At 62.3% G+C, this 16795-nt stretch carries 18 protein-coding genes; 11 read left to right on the top strand and 7 right to left on the bottom strand.

Going from position 1 to position 16795, the window contains the following annotated elements; translation table 11 throughout:
* Positions 1 to 129 precede the first annotated feature (129 nt).
* The 11 genes from nrdR to BFW87_RS07705 all read left to right on the top strand — a co-directional run bounded on the left by nrdR (position 130) and on the right by BFW87_RS07705 (position 8301).
* Positions 130 to 594 (top strand): transcriptional regulator NrdR, encoded by a 465-nt coding sequence (gene nrdR / locus BFW87_RS07755; RefSeq protein WP_071485595.1) that lies wholly within the window; start codon positions 130 to 132, stop codon positions 592 to 594.
* Positions 591 to 1727: a bifunctional diaminohydroxyphosphoribosylaminopyrimidine deaminase/5-amino-6-(5-phosphoribosylamino)uracil reductase RibD gene (gene ribD / locus BFW87_RS07750; RefSeq protein ID WP_078739327.1), complete on the top strand. Its 1137-nt coding sequence runs from the start codon at positions 591 to 593 to the stop codon at positions 1725 to 1727. The genes nrdR and ribD overlap by 4 nt, the downstream gene beginning before the upstream one ends.
* A gap of 47 nt (positions 1728 to 1774) precedes the next feature.
* Positions 1775 to 2437, top strand: a complete 663-nt coding sequence (locus BFW87_RS07745) for a riboflavin synthase (RefSeq protein ID WP_078739326.1) — start codon at positions 1775 to 1777, stop codon at positions 2435 to 2437.
* 16 nt (positions 2438 to 2453) lie between these two features.
* Positions 2454 to 3545: a bifunctional 3,4-dihydroxy-2-butanone-4-phosphate synthase/GTP cyclohydrolase II gene (ribBA, locus tag BFW87_RS07740; protein ID WP_078739325.1), complete on the top strand. Its 1092-nt coding sequence runs from the start codon at positions 2454 to 2456 to the stop codon at positions 3543 to 3545.
* Positions 3546 to 3633: 88 nt separating this feature from the next.
* Entirely contained in the window at positions 3634 to 4110 is a 477-nt protein-coding gene (gene ribH / locus BFW87_RS07735) for a 6,7-dimethyl-8-ribityllumazine synthase (protein WP_003194576.1), read from the top strand.
* Complete coding sequence (nusB, locus tag BFW87_RS07730; protein WP_078739324.1) at positions 4107 to 4607, top strand: transcription antitermination factor NusB; 501 nt, start codon at positions 4107 to 4109, stop codon at positions 4605 to 4607. The genes ribH and nusB overlap by 4 nt, the downstream gene beginning before the upstream one ends.
* Positions 4608 to 5573, top strand: a complete 966-nt coding sequence (gene thiL, locus BFW87_RS07725) for a thiamine-phosphate kinase (RefSeq protein ID WP_078739323.1) — start codon at positions 4608 to 4610, stop codon at positions 5571 to 5573.
* A 54-nt stretch (positions 5574 to 5627) separates the two neighbouring features.
* Positions 5628 to 6353 (top strand): substrate-binding periplasmic protein, encoded by a 726-nt coding sequence (locus BFW87_RS07720; RefSeq protein ID WP_078739322.1) that lies wholly within the window; start codon positions 5628 to 5630, stop codon positions 6351 to 6353.
* A gap of 129 nt (positions 6354 to 6482) precedes the next feature.
* Positions 6483 to 7100: a GTP cyclohydrolase II gene (ribA, locus tag BFW87_RS07715; RefSeq protein WP_016978544.1), complete on the top strand. Its 618-nt coding sequence runs from the start codon at positions 6483 to 6485 to the stop codon at positions 7098 to 7100.
* The gene (locus tag BFW87_RS07710; RefSeq protein ID WP_078739321.1) at positions 7097 to 7516 is read left to right on the top strand and encodes a nuclear FMR1 interacting 1 family protein; all 420 of its coding nucleotides are present in this window, start codon (positions 7097 to 7099) and stop codon (positions 7514 to 7516) included. The genes ribA and BFW87_RS07710 overlap by 4 nt, the downstream gene beginning before the upstream one ends.
* Positions 7513 to 8301: a cobalamin-binding protein gene (locus BFW87_RS07705; protein WP_078739320.1), complete on the top strand. Its 789-nt coding sequence runs from the start codon at positions 7513 to 7515 to the stop codon at positions 8299 to 8301. Before BFW87_RS07710 ends, BFW87_RS07705 begins: the two co-directional genes overlap by 4 nt.
* A 98-nt stretch (positions 8302 to 8399) precedes the next feature.
* On the opposite strand, the gene BFW87_RS07700 is transcribed toward BFW87_RS07705, so the two are convergent.
* From BFW87_RS07700 to BFW87_RS07670, 7 genes are all read right to left on the bottom strand, one after another.
* The gene (locus tag BFW87_RS07700; protein ID WP_078739319.1) at positions 8400 to 10301 is read right to left on the bottom strand and encodes a TonB-dependent receptor domain-containing protein; all 1902 of its coding nucleotides are present in this window, start codon (positions 10299 to 10301) and stop codon (positions 8400 to 8402) included.
* A 154-nt stretch (positions 10302 to 10455) separates the two neighbouring features.
* The gene (gene dxs / locus BFW87_RS07695; protein ID WP_078739318.1) at positions 10456 to 12354 is read right to left on the bottom strand and encodes a 1-deoxy-D-xylulose-5-phosphate synthase; all 1899 of its coding nucleotides are present in this window, start codon (positions 12352 to 12354) and stop codon (positions 10456 to 10458) included.
* A gap of 110 nt (positions 12355 to 12464) precedes the next feature.
* A complete protein-coding gene (locus tag BFW87_RS07690) occupies positions 12465 to 13352 on the bottom strand; it encodes a polyprenyl synthetase family protein (protein WP_078739317.1) in 888 nt (295 codons plus the stop codon).
* Complete coding sequence (locus BFW87_RS07685) at positions 13349 to 13591, bottom strand: exodeoxyribonuclease VII small subunit (RefSeq protein ID WP_003176346.1); 243 nt, start codon at positions 13589 to 13591, stop codon at positions 13349 to 13351. The genes BFW87_RS07690 and BFW87_RS07685 overlap by 4 nt, the downstream gene beginning before the upstream one ends.
* Positions 13592 to 13798: 207 nt before the next feature.
* The gene (locus BFW87_RS07680; protein WP_078739316.1) at positions 13799 to 14410 is read right to left on the bottom strand and encodes a helix-turn-helix transcriptional regulator; all 612 of its coding nucleotides are present in this window, start codon (positions 14408 to 14410) and stop codon (positions 13799 to 13801) included.
* Between the two features lie 58 nt (positions 14411 to 14468).
* Positions 14469 to 15437: an ornithine cyclodeaminase family protein gene (locus tag BFW87_RS07675; protein WP_078739315.1), complete on the bottom strand. Its 969-nt coding sequence runs from the start codon at positions 15435 to 15437 to the stop codon at positions 14469 to 14471.
* Positions 15437 to 16564, bottom strand: coding sequence for an aminotransferase class I/II-fold pyridoxal phosphate-dependent enzyme (locus BFW87_RS07670; RefSeq protein ID WP_078739314.1), 1128 nt, complete (start codon positions 16562 to 16564; stop codon positions 15437 to 15439). Before BFW87_RS07670 ends, BFW87_RS07675 begins: the two co-directional genes overlap by 1 nt.
* Between the last annotated feature and the right edge of the window lie 231 nt (positions 16565 to 16795).

The raw sequence follows: 16795 nt of genomic DNA, 5'->3' as shown, positions 1-16795 counted from the left end.
AAAGGGCAAAATCCGTGACTTTGAAATAAACAAACATAGTAAGCCTGCCTATATACCGCAAAGGCTATGGCTTGTCTTGCCACGGGGATGCGCTACCATGGCCCTCCCTTTATTTGTTGCCTGCCAACCATGCACTGTCCCTTCTGCGGTGCCAACGACACCAAGGTCATTGACTCGCGTCTGGTCGCCGAGGGCGATCAAGTGCGTCGCCGGCGCGAATGCCTGGCCTGCGGTGAGCGTTTCACCACCTTCGAAACCGCCGAACTGGTATTGCCACGTCTGATCAAGTCCGACGGCAGCCGCCAGCCTTTCGACGAAGACAAACTGCGCGCCGGTATGCAGCGCGCCCTTGAAAAACGCCCGGTGAGTGTCGAGCGGCTGGAGGCGGCGCTGGTGCATATCAAGCACAAGCTGCGGGCGACCGGCGAGCGCGAGGTCAAGAGCCTGGTGGTGGGAGAACTGGTGATGGGCGAGCTGCAAAAGCTCGACGAAGTCGCCTATATCCGTTTCGCCTCGGTGTATCGACGCTTCCAGGACCTCAACGAGTTCCGCGAAGAGATCGACCGCCTGGCCCGTGAGCCTGCCAAAGAATGAATTCTTCGTCTGCCGAACAAGCTGTGCTCGACGCCCATTACATGGCCCGTGCCCTGGAACTGGCGCGCAAGGGCCGCTACACCACCCACCCCAACCCACGGGTCGGCTGCGTGATTGTGCGGGACGGGCAGATTGTCGGCGAAGGCTGGCACGTGCGCACCGGCGAACCGCATGCCGAGCCCAATGCCCTGCGCGCCGCGGGCGACAAGGCGCGTGGCGCCACGGTGTACGTGACCCTCGAACCCTGCAGCCACCACGGCCGCACGCCGCCTTGCGCGGATGCGCTGGTGAGTGCCGGTGTGGCGCGCGTGGTTGCGGGGATGCAGGACCCGAACCCGGAAGTGGCGGGGCGCGGCATGCAGCGCCTGGCCCAGGCCGGCATCGAGATCCGCAGCGGTGTGCTGGAAAAAGAAGCGCGCGCACTCAATCCGGGTTTTCTCAAGCGCATGGAACACGGCCTGCCGTTTGTGCGGGTCAAGCTGGCGATGAGTCTGGATGGCCGCACCGCCATGGCCAGCGGCGAAAGCCAATGGATCACCGGCCCGGCTGCCCGCGCCGCCGTGCAGCGCTTGCGCGCCGAGGCCAGCGTGGTGCTGACCGGCGCCGACACGGTGCTGGCCGACGGCGCGCGCCTGACCGTGCGGGCCGCCGAACTCGGTTTGGATGAAGAAACCACCGCGCTCGCCATGTCGCGCCCGCCCTTGCGTGTGCTGATCGACGGCCGCCTGCGTGTGCCGCTCAATGCGCCGTTCTTCAAGGCGGGCCCGGCATTGGTGATCACCTGCGTTACCCCGGAAAACCAATTTCCCCGTGGCCCCGAGTGCCTGGTAGTGCCGGGCGTTGAAGGTCAGGTCGACCTGCGTTCGGCGCTGGTGGCGCTGGCCGCTCGTGGCGTCAACGAAGTGCTGGTCGAAGCCGGCCCAAGTCTCGCCGGCGCGTTTGCTCAGCAAGGGCTGGTGGACGAATACGTGATATTCGTCGCCGGCAAGTTCCTCGGCTCCGCCGCGCGGCCTTTGCTCGACTGGCCGCTTGAGAAACTGGCCGACGCCCCCCAACTCAAGATCATTGAAATGCGCGCTGTAGGCGACGACTGGCGAGTCACTGCCATCCCGGTGCCAGCAGCGAGCGTATAATTCTGACCGGGCGCCCAAGCGCCCGTCCCGTTTTCCAGGAGAAGGCCATGTTCACCGGCATTATCGAATCCATCGGCAGCATCCGCGCCATGACCCCCAAAGGCGGCGACGTGCGCCTGCTGGTTGAAACCGGCAAGCTCGACCTCGGCGACGTCAAACTGGGCGACAGCATCGCCGTCAGCGGCGTGTGCCTGACCGTCATCGAGTTGCCAGGCGACGGCTTTGCCGCCGACGTCAGCCGGGAAACCCTCGACTGCACCGCGATGAACGATCTTGCGGCCGGCAGCCCGGTCAACCTGGAAAAAGCCCTGACGCCGACCACCCGCCTGGGCGGCCACCTGGTCAGCGGCCACGTTGATGGCGTTGGCGAAGTGGTTGCTCGCAGCGAAAACGCGCGTGCCGTGGAATTCCGCATCCGCGCGCCGAAAGAGCTGGCCAAGTACATCGCCCACAAAGGCTCGATCACCGTCGACGGCACCAGCCTGACCGTGAACGCCGTGAATGGCGCCGAATTTGAACTGACCATCATTCCTCACACCCTCAGCGAAACCATCATGGCGTCTTACCAGCCAGGTCGCCGGGTGAACCTGGAAGTGGACTTGCTGGCCCGTTACCTGGAGCGCCTGTTGTTGGGCGAAAAGGCCGCAGAGCCTGCTGCCGGGAACATCACTGAAAGCTTTCTGGCCGCTAACGGCTACCTGAAATCCTGACCCAAGGGGGTGCCGCGTGGCGCTCAATAGCATCGAAGAACTGGTTGAAGACATCCGCCAAGGCAAGATGGTCATCCTGATGGATGACGAAGACCGCGAGAACGAAGGCGACATCATCATGGCCGCCGAGGCGTGCAAGCCTGAGCACATCAACTTCATGGCCAAGCACGCCCGCGGGCTGATCTGCATGCCCATGAGCCGCGAGCGCTGCGAACTGCTCAAGCTGCCGTTGATGGCGCCGCGCAACGGGTCGGGTTTTGGTACCAAGTTCACCGTGTCCATTGAAGCGACCACCGGCGTCACCACCGGTATTTCCGCCGCCGACCGCGCGCGCACTGTGCAAGCTGCCGCCGCGAAAGACGCCAAGGCCGAAGACATCGTCAGCCCGGGCCACATTTTCCCGCTGATGGCCCAACCGGGCGGCACGCTCGCGCGCGCGGGCCACACCGAAGCCGCCTGCGACCTGGCGCGCATGGCCGGTTTCGAGCCGAGCGGTGTGATCTGCGAAGTGATGAACGACGACGGCACCATGGCCCGTCGCGCTGAACTCGAAGCCTTTGCCGCCGAACACGGCATCAAGATCGGCACCATTGCCGACCTGATCCACTACCGCATGATCCACGAACGTACCGTTCAGCGGATTGCCGAGCAGCCACTGGACAGCGAACTGGGCCAATTCAATTTGGTGACCTACCGTGATTCAGTGGAAGGCGACGTGCACATGGCGCTGACCCTGGGCAGCATTTGTGCCGAAGAGCCGACCCTGGTGCGCGTGCACAATATGGACCCTTTGCGTGACCTGCTGATGGTCAAGCAACCCGGCCGCTGGAGCCTGCGCGCCGCCATGGCTGCGGTTTCCGCGGCAGGTAGCGGTGTGGTGTTGTTGCTCGGTAACCCGGTGGATGGCGACGTGTTGCTCGCGCATATTCGCGAAACGGCCGAGCACACTCAGGTCAAAACACCGACCACCTACAGCATCGTCGGTGCCGGTTCGCAGATCCTGCGTGACCTCGGCGTGCGCAAAATGCGCCTGATGAGTGCGCCAATGAAATTTAATGCGATATCCGGTTTCGATCTGGAAGTTGTAGAATACGTGCCCTCCGAATAAAGGCTGGCGATTGTTGCGCCTTGTTCGCGGTAAAAACATCACTGAGGGACGCACTTTTCGCGTCCCTGCTCTTTAAGAGATTTGTCGAATGACCCTGAAGACCATCGAAGGTACCTTCATCGCCCCCAAAGGCCGCTACGCCCTCGTAGTTGGCCGCTTCAACAGTTTCGTGGTTGAAAGCCTGGTGAGCGGTGCCGTGGACGCCCTGGTTCGCCACGGTGTGAGCGAAAGCGATATCACCCTGATCCGTGCCCCTGGCGCCTTCGAAATTCCACTGGTTGCGCAAAAAGTTGCACAGCAGGGTGAATACGCAGCAATCATCGCCCTCGGCGCGGTCATTCGTGGCGGCACTCCGCACTTCGAATACGTGGCGGGCGAATGCACCAAGGGCCTGGCCCAGGTGTCCATGGAGTTTGGCGTGCCGGTCGCTTTCGGCGTACTGACCGTGGATTCCATCGAGCAAGCCATCGAGCGTTCCGGCACCAAGGCCGGTAACAAAGGCGCTGAAGCCGCCTTGTCCGCCCTGGAAATGGTTAGCCTGCTGTCGCAACTGGAGGCCAAATGATTTCCGACGAGAGCGATCGTTTCAACCCGCGCGACGAGCGTCCAGCCGACGCCGGCAAACCGTCCAAGAACGAGAAGCGTCGCGCTGCCCGCCAATTGGCGACTCAGGCGCTGTATCAGCGTCAGATGGCCGGTGCATCGCTGAACGAAATCGAAGCACAGTTTCGCGTCGATAACGACTTTACCTTCGCCGACCTGCCGTACTTCCACGACATCCTGCACGGTGTGTATGCGCACCTGAGCGAGATCGACACGGCTCTGGCGCCTTGGCTGGACCTGACCATCGAAGAGTTGGACCCGGTTGAACTGTGCGTCATGCGCCTGTCTACCTGGGAACTGCTGTATCGCGTCGACGTGCCGTACCGCGTGGTGATCAACGAAGGCATCGAACTGGCGAAAGTCTACGGTTCGACCGACGGCCACAAGTTCGTCAACGGCGTGCTCGACAAACTGGCCCCGCGCCTGCGTGAAGCTGAAGTGAAAGCGTACAAGCGCTGAATGGGCGAGTTTGAGCTGATCCGCCAGTTCTTCGCCGCCGCGCCCTGTGCGCAAGGCGGCGAGGGCATTGCACTGGGGATCGGCGACGACTGCGCCTTGCTGGCACTCCCCGCCGGGGAGCAGCTGGCCATTTCTACCGATACTCTGGTGGCCGGCGTGCATTTCGCCGACCCCTGCGATCCCTTTCTGCTCGGCCAGCGCTCGCTGGCGGTGGCAGTCAGCGACTTGGCCGCCATGGGCGCCAACCCCCTCGCATTTACCCTTGCACTCACCACCCCGACGGTCGATGCCGATTGGCTGCAACGCTATGCCCAGGGTTTGAACGCCATGGCGCAAAGCTGCGGCGTAGGCTTGATCGGCGGCGACACCACGCGCGGGCCGTTGAGCCTGACCCTGACCGTGTTTGGCCGCGTGCCCGCCGGGCAGGCGTTGACGCGCAGCGGCGCACAGCCGGGTGATTTGCTGTGTGTGGGCGGTGAACTGGGCGATGCCGCCGGCGCCTTGCCGTTGGTGTTGGGCCAGCGCAGCGCTGACGCCGCAATCGCCGAGCCGTTGCTGGCGCATTACTGGTCGCCGCAACCGCAGTTGGCGTTGGGCCTGGCGTTGCGGGGCAAGGCAACGGCTGCGCTGGATATCTCCGACGGGCTGTTGGCTGATTGCGGGCATATCGCCAAGGCATCGGCTGTCAGCCTGTTTGTCGAGCGGCAGAAATTGCCCCTGTCAGCGGCATTGCTGGCGTTTGTCGGCGATGACGAGGCCCGTGTGGCCGCGTTGAGCGGGGGCGACGACTACGTGTTGGCGTTCACCTTGCCGCCTGCCGAACTGGCGCCGTTGCTGGCTGCTGGCTGGCCAATCCATGTGATCGGCCGGGTGGAGGCCGGGCAGGGCGTGACGCTGCTCGATGCCGACGGGCAGGACATCACCCCGGCCGTGCGCGGCTATCAGCATTTTCGCGAGACGCCCTGATTCGCAGAGCTGCGCTACCCTCTATAGGTTCTTGTGCTGTAGGAGGTTGCCGCTATGGATGTGCGCCGCTGGCTGCTGGTCGGGTTGTGTGCAGTCGTTTCGCTGGTGCAGGCGGAAGAAACCCAAGTCCCTGGCAAGGTCATGCTGGCCAGTGAGGAGTGGAACGACTACACCAACAAAGACGGCAGCGGCCTGGCCTGGGATGTATTGCGCCAGGTGTTCGAGCCGGCGGGTATCACCGTGCAAACCCGCAGCGTGCCGTATACCCGCTCGGTCGGCCTGGCCCAGCGCGGTGAGGTGGACGGCTGGGTTGGTTCCTACCGCGACGAAGCCAGCGACGTGCTGTACCCGCGCTGGAATTTCGATTCCGACCACATCTACGCCCTTGGCCTTGCAACAGGCCCGACGCCGAGCATCGCCACGTTGGGCAACTACCGCCTGGCCTGGGTGCGCGGCTACAAGTACGAGGAGTACTTGCCAAATGTGCGCCGCTTTAACCAGGTCGAGCGCCGCGATGGAATTCTGCCGATGCTGCAGCACGGCCGGGCGGACTTCTACATCGATGCGCTGACCGAAGCCAACTACGTATTGAGCCAGTCGGACGACCCCGCGCAATTCAAGCTCACTCACATCGCCGAGCTGCCGCTGTACGTGGGTTTTGCCGACACCGATCGCGGGCGTGCATTGATGGCGGTGTACGACCAGCGTTTGGCGGCCCTGATCAAAAGTGGCGAACTCAAACCCATTTTCGAGCACTGGAAACAGCCGTATCCGTTCTGACCTGCATAGAACCGGGACGAAGGCCAATCGAACCTATTGATCTTTATCAGCGATAATTCAGCTTAAGCGTCTGTAGGAACCTGCTGTTACAATGACGCCCTCTGTGAAATCTGAAATCAGGAGCACACGGTGCCCGTCGTTTTCGTCGCCGCTTCCAAGCTGCCTACCCCTTTTGCCACGTTCACCATGAACGGCTTTCTCGAAGAAGCCACCGGCCGCGAGCACGTTGTGCTCAGCCTGGGCGACATCGCTGATGGCGCGCCGGTGCTGGGCCGCGTGCATTCCGAGTGCCTGACTGGCGACGCACTGTTCAGCCAGCGCTGTGACTGCGGTTCGCAGCTGGAAGCCGCCATGCGCGCCATCGCCCGTGAAGGCCGAGGCGTGTTGCTGTACTTGCGTCAGGAAGGCCGTGGCATTGGCCTGATGAACAAGATCCGCGCCTACGAGCTGCAAGACGGCGGCGCCGACACCGTGGAAGCCAACGAGCGTCTGGGTTTCGCTGCCGACCAGCGCGATTACGCGATCTGCCTGCCGATGCTGGAGCACCTGGGGGTTAAATCCCTGCGCCTGATGACCAACAACCCGCGCAAGGTCAAAGCCTTGACCGAAATGGGCATCACCGTGGCCGAGCGTGTGCCGTTGCACACCGGGCACAACCCGCACAACAAACTGTACCTGGCCACCAAAGCCAGCAAGCTCGACCATATGATGGGCAACGAGCATCAGGGCGAGGTCGACCGCGCGTGACCCGTGGCCAGGTGAAACGGCGACTGTCCTTCAACTGGTGGCAGTACCTGGCCCTGGCATTGCTCCCGCTGTTCGTGCTCAACCTGGTGTTTGGCCAGGCTGAGCCGCTGCTTCCCGTATTGGCCATGCCGTTCTTTATCGCCGGCGTGGCCTCGATGTTTTTGAGCCTGCGCTATTTTCACGGCTATAAACACGCGCTGATCGCCACTTCAAAAGCCCTCGATACCCCTGAAGAACCGGCTGCCTGGATTACTCTGGCGGCCCGTCGGCGCACGGCGCTGCTGGTGGCCGCGCTGCCGGCCTGGATCGGCGCGCTGGCGGTGTTTGTCGGCCTCGAGGCAGTGCCTCTGTTTCTGCTGGCGCTGTCGACGCTGGTGCTGTTTTACCTCTACCGCATCCCGCGTCAGTTGGGATGATGCGTCACTGGCGGGCGATTCTGCTGCTGGCATTCAGCGCTCATGCCTTAGCGGCGGAACGCGTGGTCAGCCTGGCGCCGTCGCTGTCTGAAATCGTGGTGGAACTGGGTGCTACCGACAGGCTCGTGGGCGTGCTCGATGGCGGCGATCGGCCGGCGGCATTGGCGAACGTCCCATCGGTGGGCCATTACGGCCAGTTGAACATGGAACGCCTGCTCAGCCTCAAGCCCGACCTCATACTGCTGTGGCCCGGCAGCGTCGGCCCGGCCCAGCGCGAACAGTTACAGCGTCTGAATATCCCGGTTTACGTCGCCGAACCCCATAGCCTTGAGCAGCTCACTACTCAGGTGCAGGCTATTGCCGAGCAATTGGGGCGCCAGGAAGCTGGCCGGCAATTGGCTGCGCAGTTGCGCCAACGCCTGGCCGAACTGCGCCAGCGTTATCAGCGCGCTGAGCCGTTGCGGGTGTTTTACCAAGTGTGGAACCAGCCGCTGTACACCGTGGGTGGTGGGCAAATCATCAGCGATGCGCTGACGGTGTGCGGGGCGCGCAATGTGTTCGATGACCTTGAGTTGCCTGCGCCGCAGGTCAGCATTGAGTCGGTGCTGCAGCGGGATCCCGAGGTGATTCTGGTGGGCGACCAGGCCCAGAAGGAGGACTGGAAGGTCTGGCCAGCGATGGCGGCGCGGGTGCGGCTGGTGCCCGACAAAGGTCTGGAGCGGCCCAGTGGGCAGATGGTGGAGGCGGTGGCGCGGTTGTGTCAGGTGATATCGCCTGACCTGTGAGACCGCTTTCGCAGGCAAGCCAGCTCCCACCTTTTTGAATGTATTCACAGATCAAATGTGGGAGCTGGCTTGCCTGCGATGAGGCCGGTACTGCCCATTCAGATTTCGGGTGTCCAAGTGACCCCAAACATCCACACCCGACCCTCTTCGCGGTAGTTCTGATTGTTCTGGAAGTTCGGATCCTGATAGTTATACATCGCGCGGGAGTAAGTCTTGTCCAGCAGATTATCGACCTTAACCGACAGCAAAACCTCCCGGTTCAACGCCCAACTGCTGCGCAGCCCCAACACGGCATAACCGCCCAGGCGATTGCGATTGTCCTCAGCGTCATAGCTGCTGCTGATTGCCTGCCAGCTTGCACCTACCCCCAGCTTGTTGAATTGCCGGTCGAGGTCGAGGCTCAAGGTGCGCCGCGCGCGGCGGGCCAGGGTGTGGCCGGTATCACGGTCGCGCGGGTCAATCAGCGATAAGCCCAGGTTGCCCTGCCAACCGAACAGTTCCTGTTTGAGCGCCGCCTCAAAGCCGTTGATGCGCGCCGACGCCACGTTTTGCGGTTTGCTGGTGCTGTCGAGGATGATCGCGTCGCTCAAGTTCGTGCGATACAGAGAAGCTTCCAGGCGCGTGCTGTCACTCAACTGGCTGCGCCACTGCAGCTCGTAGCTCTTGGATGTCTCAGGTTTCAGGTTCGGGTTGCTGTACTGCGTGTCCGGGTAATAAAGGTCGTTGAAGGTGGGCGCGCGGAAGCCTTCGCTGTAGCTCAGCAACAGGTCATTGTCCGGGTTGATCGGCAACGTGAGCGTGCCGCTCCAACTGTTTTGGCTGCCGAACTGCTGATTCTGATCGCGGCGCAGGCCCAGTTCTGTGGAGAACCATTCACCATGGAAGCGATGCTGTACAAAGGCAGCGCGGTTCCAGCGGCTGTTTTCGGTAAAGGCGGTAGAGCCGTGGAAGCGGTCTTCATACCAGTCGCCGCCGAGGATCAGGCTGTTCTGGTCATTCAGCGTCAGGTCGTTTTGCCAGTTGACCGAGTCGCGGTAGGTGTTGAACACGCTGAAGTCATCACTGAGCGTGTCGCGCTTGGTGTCGCGGTTCTCGCTGTGGCCCAGTTCCAGACGCGACTGCCAGCGCTCATTGAGCTTGGCGTCGACATAACCACTGGCGCTACTGACGGTGTAGTCGGTGTAGGGTTTTTGCCCAACACTTTGCTCCGTGGCGAAGTCGTAGCGGCCGAAGCTGTTGTCGTACTCCGACTTGCCGCGGTTATCCAACAAATTGAAACCCGCCTCCAGTTCATCGCTGAAGGCATGGCTGAGGTTCAAGCTGATCGATTGATTGCGGTAGGCGTCATGGTCGCCGTCGCTGGGAAATGATTCGTGCGTGGAGTTGATGCCGGCCGTGTCATCCAGGCTGGCACCCAGGTTGAAGCGGGTGCGCTCATCGCCGCCTGATACGCCCAGGCTGCGTTCCCAGGTCTGGTTGCTGCCAAAGCCCAGGTGCAGGCGCGGGTGAATACCCGCCTGTGCATTACGCCGAGTGAAAATCTGGATCACCCCGCCAATCGCATCACTGCCGTAGATGACCGAGCGTGAGCCGCGCAGCACTTCAACCCGCTCAATCTGATCGACGCTCAAATACTGCAACCCGCTGTCGCCCGAGGTGGCATTGGCGATGCGCTGGCCATCCACCAGCACCAAGCTCTGGGCGGTCTTGGTGCCACGGATGAAGATCCCCGGCAAACTGCCGCGCCCGCCGGTTTGCGCCACTTGAACGCCGGGGACGCGGCTGAGCAGGTCGGTCACGCTGGTGGGTTGCAGGCGGTCGATGTCGTCGCGGGTGAACACGGTGCTGGCGGCACTGCTGTCGTTGCGTGCCTGGACCTGGCGGTTGGCGCTGATGACCACGTCGGGAAGCTTCAGGGCGTCGTCGCGCTCGAAGGTGTCGGCCAGCAGGTCGGCGGCGGGGAGTAACAGCAGGGGCAGGGCGAGGCGCAGGCGGGGCATGGGCTGTCCATAGCATTTAGCAGCAATACAAAACATATGTGGGAGCTGGCTTGCCTGCGATGCAGCCACCTCGGTGTTTCAGTAACACCGAGGTGATGCTATCGCAGGCAAGCCAGCTCCCACAGGTTGATCCAGTTTCTACCGGGAGGCCGGGTTACAGGCCCAGCAGCGTCATGCGCTCGCGCACCGAAGCCTCAATCCCGGCTTCATCCAGCCCGCACTCAGCCAGCATCTGCGCCGGCTTGGCGTGTTCGACGTACACATCCGGCAAGCCCAGGTGCAGCACTGACTTGAGGATGTTCTCCCGCGCCAGGAACTCACTGACTGCCGCGCCGGCGCCGCCCATGATGGCGTTTTCTTCGACGGTCACCAGCAGCTCGTGGCTAGCGGCGATTTCGCGTGCCAGCGCTTCATCCAGCGGTTTGACGAAACGCATGTCGACCACGGTGGCGTCGATCTTTTCGGCGACTTTCAGCGCTTCGGCCAGTTGCACGCCGAATACCAGGAATGCAGTTTTGCTGCCTTGGCGACGCACGATGCCCTTGCCAATCTCGATAGGCTCAAGGTCCTTCTCGATCACTGCATTCGGGCCATTGCCACGCGGGTAGCGCACGGCGGCCGGGCCGTTATAGAGGTGGCCGGTGCTGAGCATCTTGCGCAGTTCGTTTTCGTCGCTCGGCGTCATCACCAGCATGCCGGGGATGCAACGCAGGTAGGACAAGTCGAAACTGCCAGCATGCGTCGGGCCGTCTTCACCGACCAAACCGGCGCGGTCGATGGCGAACAGCACGTCGAGGTTCTGCACCGCCACGTCATGCACCAGTTGGTCATAGCCGCGCTGCAGGAAGGTGGAGTAGATCGCCACCACCGGCTTGGCGCCTTCGCAGGCCATGCCGGCAGCGAATGTGACGGCGTGCTGCTCGGCAATCGCCACGTCGAAGTAGCGCAGCGGGAAACGCTCGCTGAACGCCACCAGGTCCGAACCTTCCTTCATCGCCGGGGTAATGCCCACCAGGCGCGGGTCGGCGGCGGCCATGTCGCACAGCCATTCGCCAAATACGCCGGAATACTTCGGCCCGCTGGCTTTTTTCGGCGCGGCGGCAGGAGCGTCCACAGGTTCAAGCTTGGTGATGGCGTGGTAACCGATCGGGTCGACTTCTGCCGGGGCGAAGCCTTTGCCTTTCTTGGTGACGATGTGCAGGAACTGCGGGCCTTTGAGGTCACGCATGTTGCGCAGCGTGGCGATCAGGGTGGGCAGGTCGTGGCCGTCGATCGGGCCGATGTAGTTCCAGCCCAACTCTTCAAACAGGGTGCCGGGTACCAGCATGCCCTTGGCATATTCTTCGGTACGCCGGGCAATTTCCCACGCGCCGGGCAGACGCGAGAGCACCTTCTTGCTGCCTTCACGCATGCTGGCATACGTGCGGCTGGAGAGGATTTTGGCCAGGTAATTGGACAAACCGCCCACGTTGCGCGAAATCGACATGTCGTTGTCGTTAAGGATCACCAACATGTTGGCGTCCACTTCCGGCGCATGGTTCAGCGCTTCGAAGGCCATACCGGCAGTCAGCGCGCCGTCCCCGATCACCGCAATCGCCTTGCGCTCGCTGCCTTGCAGACGGGCGGCAATCGCCATGCCCAGTGCGGCACTGATGGAGGTGCTGGAGTGGCCGACGCCAAAGGTGTCGTACTCACTCTCGGAACGACGCGGGAAGGCGGCCAGGCCGTCCTTCTGGCGCAGGGTGCCCATGCGCTCGCGGCGGCCCGTGAGGATTTTATGCGGATACGCCTGATGGCCCACGTCCCACACCAGCCGGTCGTCCGGGGTGTCGAACACGTAATGCAGGGCGATAGTCAGCTCGATGACGCCCAAGCCGGCACCGAAATGCCCACCGGTCTGGCCGACCGTGTAGAGCAATTCCAGGCGCAACTCATCGGCCAGGGTTTCCAGCTCGGCTTCACCCAGTCGACGCAGGCCGTCCGGCGTGGCAGCACGGTCGAGCAGGGGCGTGGACGGGCGTTTGCGGGGAATCTCTTGAAACGTCGTGGGCATCAGGCGAATCGTTATAGGTATAGAAGAGGCGGCAGTTTACCTCAAGCATTGCAAACTGCCCACGCAGAGCGCCGAACTTGGCCGATATGCGGCTGTAATAGCCGCCGTGATCAGTGGCGACGTTCGACGATATACCGCGCCAGGTCACGCAATGGCTCGGCCGCTGCGTCGAAAAGTCGCAGCGCGTCCAGCGCTTGATCACGCAATTGCAGCGCATAGGCCTTGGCGGCGTCCAGCCCGAGCAACGCAGGATAAGTCGGTTTGTCCCGTGCGATATCGGCGCCCTGGCGTTTGCCCAGGGTGGCGGTGTCACTTTCTACGTCGAGAATGTCGTCTTGCACCTGAAACGCCAGGCCGACGGCCCGGGAGTAGGTCTGCAAGGCCGCCAATTGCGCGGCGGTAGCGCGGCCGCTGGCCAGTGCGCCCAGTTCCACCGAGGCTTCAATCAGTGCGCCGGTCTTGTGGCGATGCATGTGTTCGAGGGCGGGCTGATCCAGCTTGAGGCTGACCGAACCCATGTCGATCGCTTGGCCGCCGACCATACCCGCCGGGCCCGCCGCGTGAGCCAGTTTGGTCAGCATGCGCAGGCGAGTGTCGGCGTTGACGCTGCTCAGGCTCGGGTCCAGCAATGCGCTGAACGCCAGGCTTTGCAGGCCGTCGCCGGCCAGAATCGCATAGGCTTCATCAAAGGCTTTATGGGTGGTGGGCTGGCCGCGACGCAGATCGTCATCGTCCATGGCCGGCAAATCGTCATGTACCAGGGAATAGGCGTGAATCAGCTCCACAGCACAGGCAGCGCCATTCGCCTCTTCGGCCGGCGCACCGAGGGCTTCGCACGCGGCATACGCCAGCAATGGACGCACGCGTTTGCCGCCATTCATCACGCTGTAGCGCATGGCCGCGTAGAGGCGATTCATTTCCGGGCTCGGCGCAACAAACAAGGGTTCCAACGCCGCATTGACCCGGGCTTGGCTACTGGCCTGATACGCGTCGATCATTCCGGCTGTTCCGCATCGAAAGGCTCTTCGGCTAACTCCCCGTCACGTTCCAGCAGCACTTGCACCTTCTGCTCTGCCTGCGCGAGCGCGCTCTGGCAGTCGCGGGTCAGGCCGATGCCCTGCTCAAACGCTGTCAACGAGTCTTCCAGCGATAACTCGCCGTTCTCCAGACGCTCGACCAGAGTTTGCAGGTCGGCGAGGGATTGTTCGAAATCGAGTGCAACTTTTTTGCGGGCCATGGCGGCTATTCCGGTAGACGGTAAACCGGCGCGACACTAGCAGACATGGGGGATTGGGGCAAATGAGCGGGGTGGTTTCGCAAGGACGTGAGCCGAATGGAATAGTTATTCGGCTCACCGAATGAGCCGATTAACCATTCCATTCGGCTCACTGGTCTTTCAGGCTAAAGGGGACGTATACGTGCGTCGACAAGAACGTCACGCTGGCTATCGCGTCGCCGCAGCCCGCAAATAGTTGTAAACACTGGCACGGGAAATCTTGAAGTAGTCGCCAACGTAGTCGACAAAATTACGCACATCCAGCAGCCCATGCTCGCGCGCCTGCACCAGCACCTGGATGATTTCTGCACGGCCAAAATCGTTCGGCTTCAGGCTGTTGGAGGCTGCGATGGCATCAACAATCTCATTGAGCTTTTCCCGCCAATCGCCGCTGAACAACGACTCGGGGCGTGCCTGGGACTGCTGGCCGATGGCAAAACCGCTGATCAGTTTCTGCACCTGGGCCAGCGCGGTCACGTCGAAATTCAGGCACAGCAGCGTGTGCGGCTCCGCGTTTTCACCCCGCGCCACCAGGGTGATCGAGCGCAGTTTGCGGCTGTTGGGGCCGGTCTTTTCATAGGGGCCGACCACGTCCGGCCCGGCGGCCAGTTCCGGCAGATCGGTGATCAGCGATTCATCGCCGACCTGGCGCCTTGAGAAGCCGTTGGCGATGTGGGCAATGCGCCCGCTGCGCAGGTCATGCACCACGGCTTCCAGGTCGGGATAGAGCAGGGCGGCGATGCCGTCGGCGGTTGCCTTGATAAACGCGATATCGACCATGGGGTAACCGGGCGCCGGAAAAAGGAAAGGCGATTGTACGCAAGCGCCTAAACGGTTGTCAGTGTGCGGCCTGCATCCGTTCTACTGCGAGTGTTGCCAACGCGACGTCCTGGGCGGCGAGGCCGGTCAGGTCGGCAATGGTCAGGTCGTCGTCGCTGAAACGCCCGCAGGCTTTGCCGGCCAGCACGTCACCGAGGGAAACGTCGGCGTGGTCGGTAATCAAACCGGCTTTTACTGCGTGGCTCATTTCGCCATGGTCCAGGCATTGGGCGCGGTCGTCGGTCATCAATACGCGCGCCCGTTGCAGCAAGGCGGGGTCGAGCTCCTGTTTGCCCGGGCTGTCGGCACCGAGGGCGACGATATGCGTGCCGGCGCGGACCACGGCGGACGGGACCAGCGCTTCCGATGAGGGTGTGCAGGTAATCACCAGATTGCACTGTGCGAAAACGCCTTCGACGCTGTCGGCGGCTTGTGCTTTCAGGCCGTGATGCGCAAGGCTCCTGGCCAGGTGCTGCGCCTTTTCTGCGCTGCGCCCCCAGATCACCACGCGCTCGATCCCGAGCAACTCACAGGCCCAGCGCGCTTGCAGTTCAGCCTGGTGGCCGCTGCCGATAATCCCCAATGCGCTTACCCGTGAAGGCGCGCCCGCTCGCGCCGCCAGGGCGCCGGCTGCGGCGGTGCGCCAACTGGTCAGCCAGCCTTCGTCATTGAGTATGGCCAGGGTCTTGCCGGTGTGGGAATCAAACACCAGCACCAGTCCGTTATTGGTCTCGAGGCCGCGTGACGGGTTGTTGTAAAACCCCATGGCCAGTTTGACCACAAACACCGAACCGTCCTTCGCGTAACCGGCCTTGATATGACAGTCCCCCGGCGGGTTTTCAAACAGCAACACCCCCGGCGGCGGTGCGACGATGCGCCCGTCGGCGTGGCTGATCAGTGCCTGTTCCACGGCTTGCAGCATCTCTTTGCGCAGCATCGCGGTGCGCAACTCGCTGAGCCCGTAAACCGCCAGTGGCACCGGGCTCATCAACTGCGCTCCCGCAGGTAATCGGCGAACACGCCCAGGCCTTCTTCCATGTGTGCGCGGCCGTAGCCGATACGGAATCGGTCCTGCGGCACCGGCCCCAACTCCGAGTGATAAATACTCGACGGCAGCAACAGCACGCCAGTGCGTTCAACCAGCTCATTGCAGAACACCTCGACCCCTTCCGCGCCCAGGTAGCGCGGGTAGGCGATGCAACCGCCATCCGGGTGGGACCACTCAAACTGCTCGGCGAACTCGGCGAAAAAGCCGTCGAGCAAGCCCAGGTTGTGGCGCATCAATTGATGAATGCGCGCAAGGATCTTCTCCCGCGCCTTCAGCGCAATGATCGACAGCACCTCGCTCGGCCCCGAATTGCAGATCGACAGGTAATGTTTCATACGCTCCATGCGCTGCAGCAGCTCACGATCCTGACAGGCGATCCAGCCAATTCGCAGGCCCGGCAAGCCGTACGGCTTGGACATCACCGCCAGCGACACCCCGCGTTCATACACATCCGCCACCGCCGGCAACTGCTCGCCAAGACCCAGCAGGCGATACGCCTCATCGCTGAACAGATAAATCCCGTGTTGGCGACACAGCGCCACCAATTGATCGAAGCGCTCGCGCTCCAGGATCTTGCCGGTAGGGTTATGGGGGAAGTTGATGGAAATCAGCCTGGTGTTCGGCCGAATCGCAGCGGCCACCGCATCAATGTCCAGCGTCCAGTTGTGCGCCGGGTCCAGTGCCACGCCGGACACTTCGCAAATGCTCAGCGGGATGGTTTCCGCCGACTGATAATTGGGCGTCACCACAATCGCGTGGTCGCCCGCATCGAGCAGCGCGTGCATGGCCACGTACAGGCCTTCCTCGGCGCCGGCAAAACACAGCAGGTCCTTGGGTTTAAGGCGCTCGTACGTCGAGGCAATCACCTCCAGCAACGCGGGCGGGCCCCAGGTTTGTGTGTAGCCCAGGGACAGATTCTCGAATGCCTCCCGGTCATCCGCGTCCGCCATCGCCAGCAACTCCTTGATCGTCAGGCTTTGGGCATCGGAAGCGGTCATGTGATAACGCGCAGAAAACTCCCACTTGGAAAAGTAGGTTTCAAGCTTGAAATCGGGAAGGGTGGCCATGGCGCGTTCCTGAAAGTGGACGGGGCAGAAGCACGACACTAGTTGGATATGGAATTTATGTCCAATTTATATTTTTTGTGCAATTTGAAATTCCGGGGGAAGGTTTCAAGTGCCAGCAGGACGATTCCGTAAGTCGTGGAAGGCTATTCCTGGAGCGCTTGTAGCGCCTTGTGGCCGCAAAGGTACGTGACTAGCCTGCCCCTTCAATGATCGGGTTTTGCGGTGTGTAGA

This window comes from Pseudomonas fluorescens (genome assembly GCF_002022275.1).
GTDB lineage: Bacteria > Pseudomonadota > Gammaproteobacteria > Pseudomonadales > Pseudomonadaceae > Aquipseudomonas > Aquipseudomonas fluorescens_AJ.
This window is presented reverse-complemented; position numbering and strand designations above follow the sequence as displayed.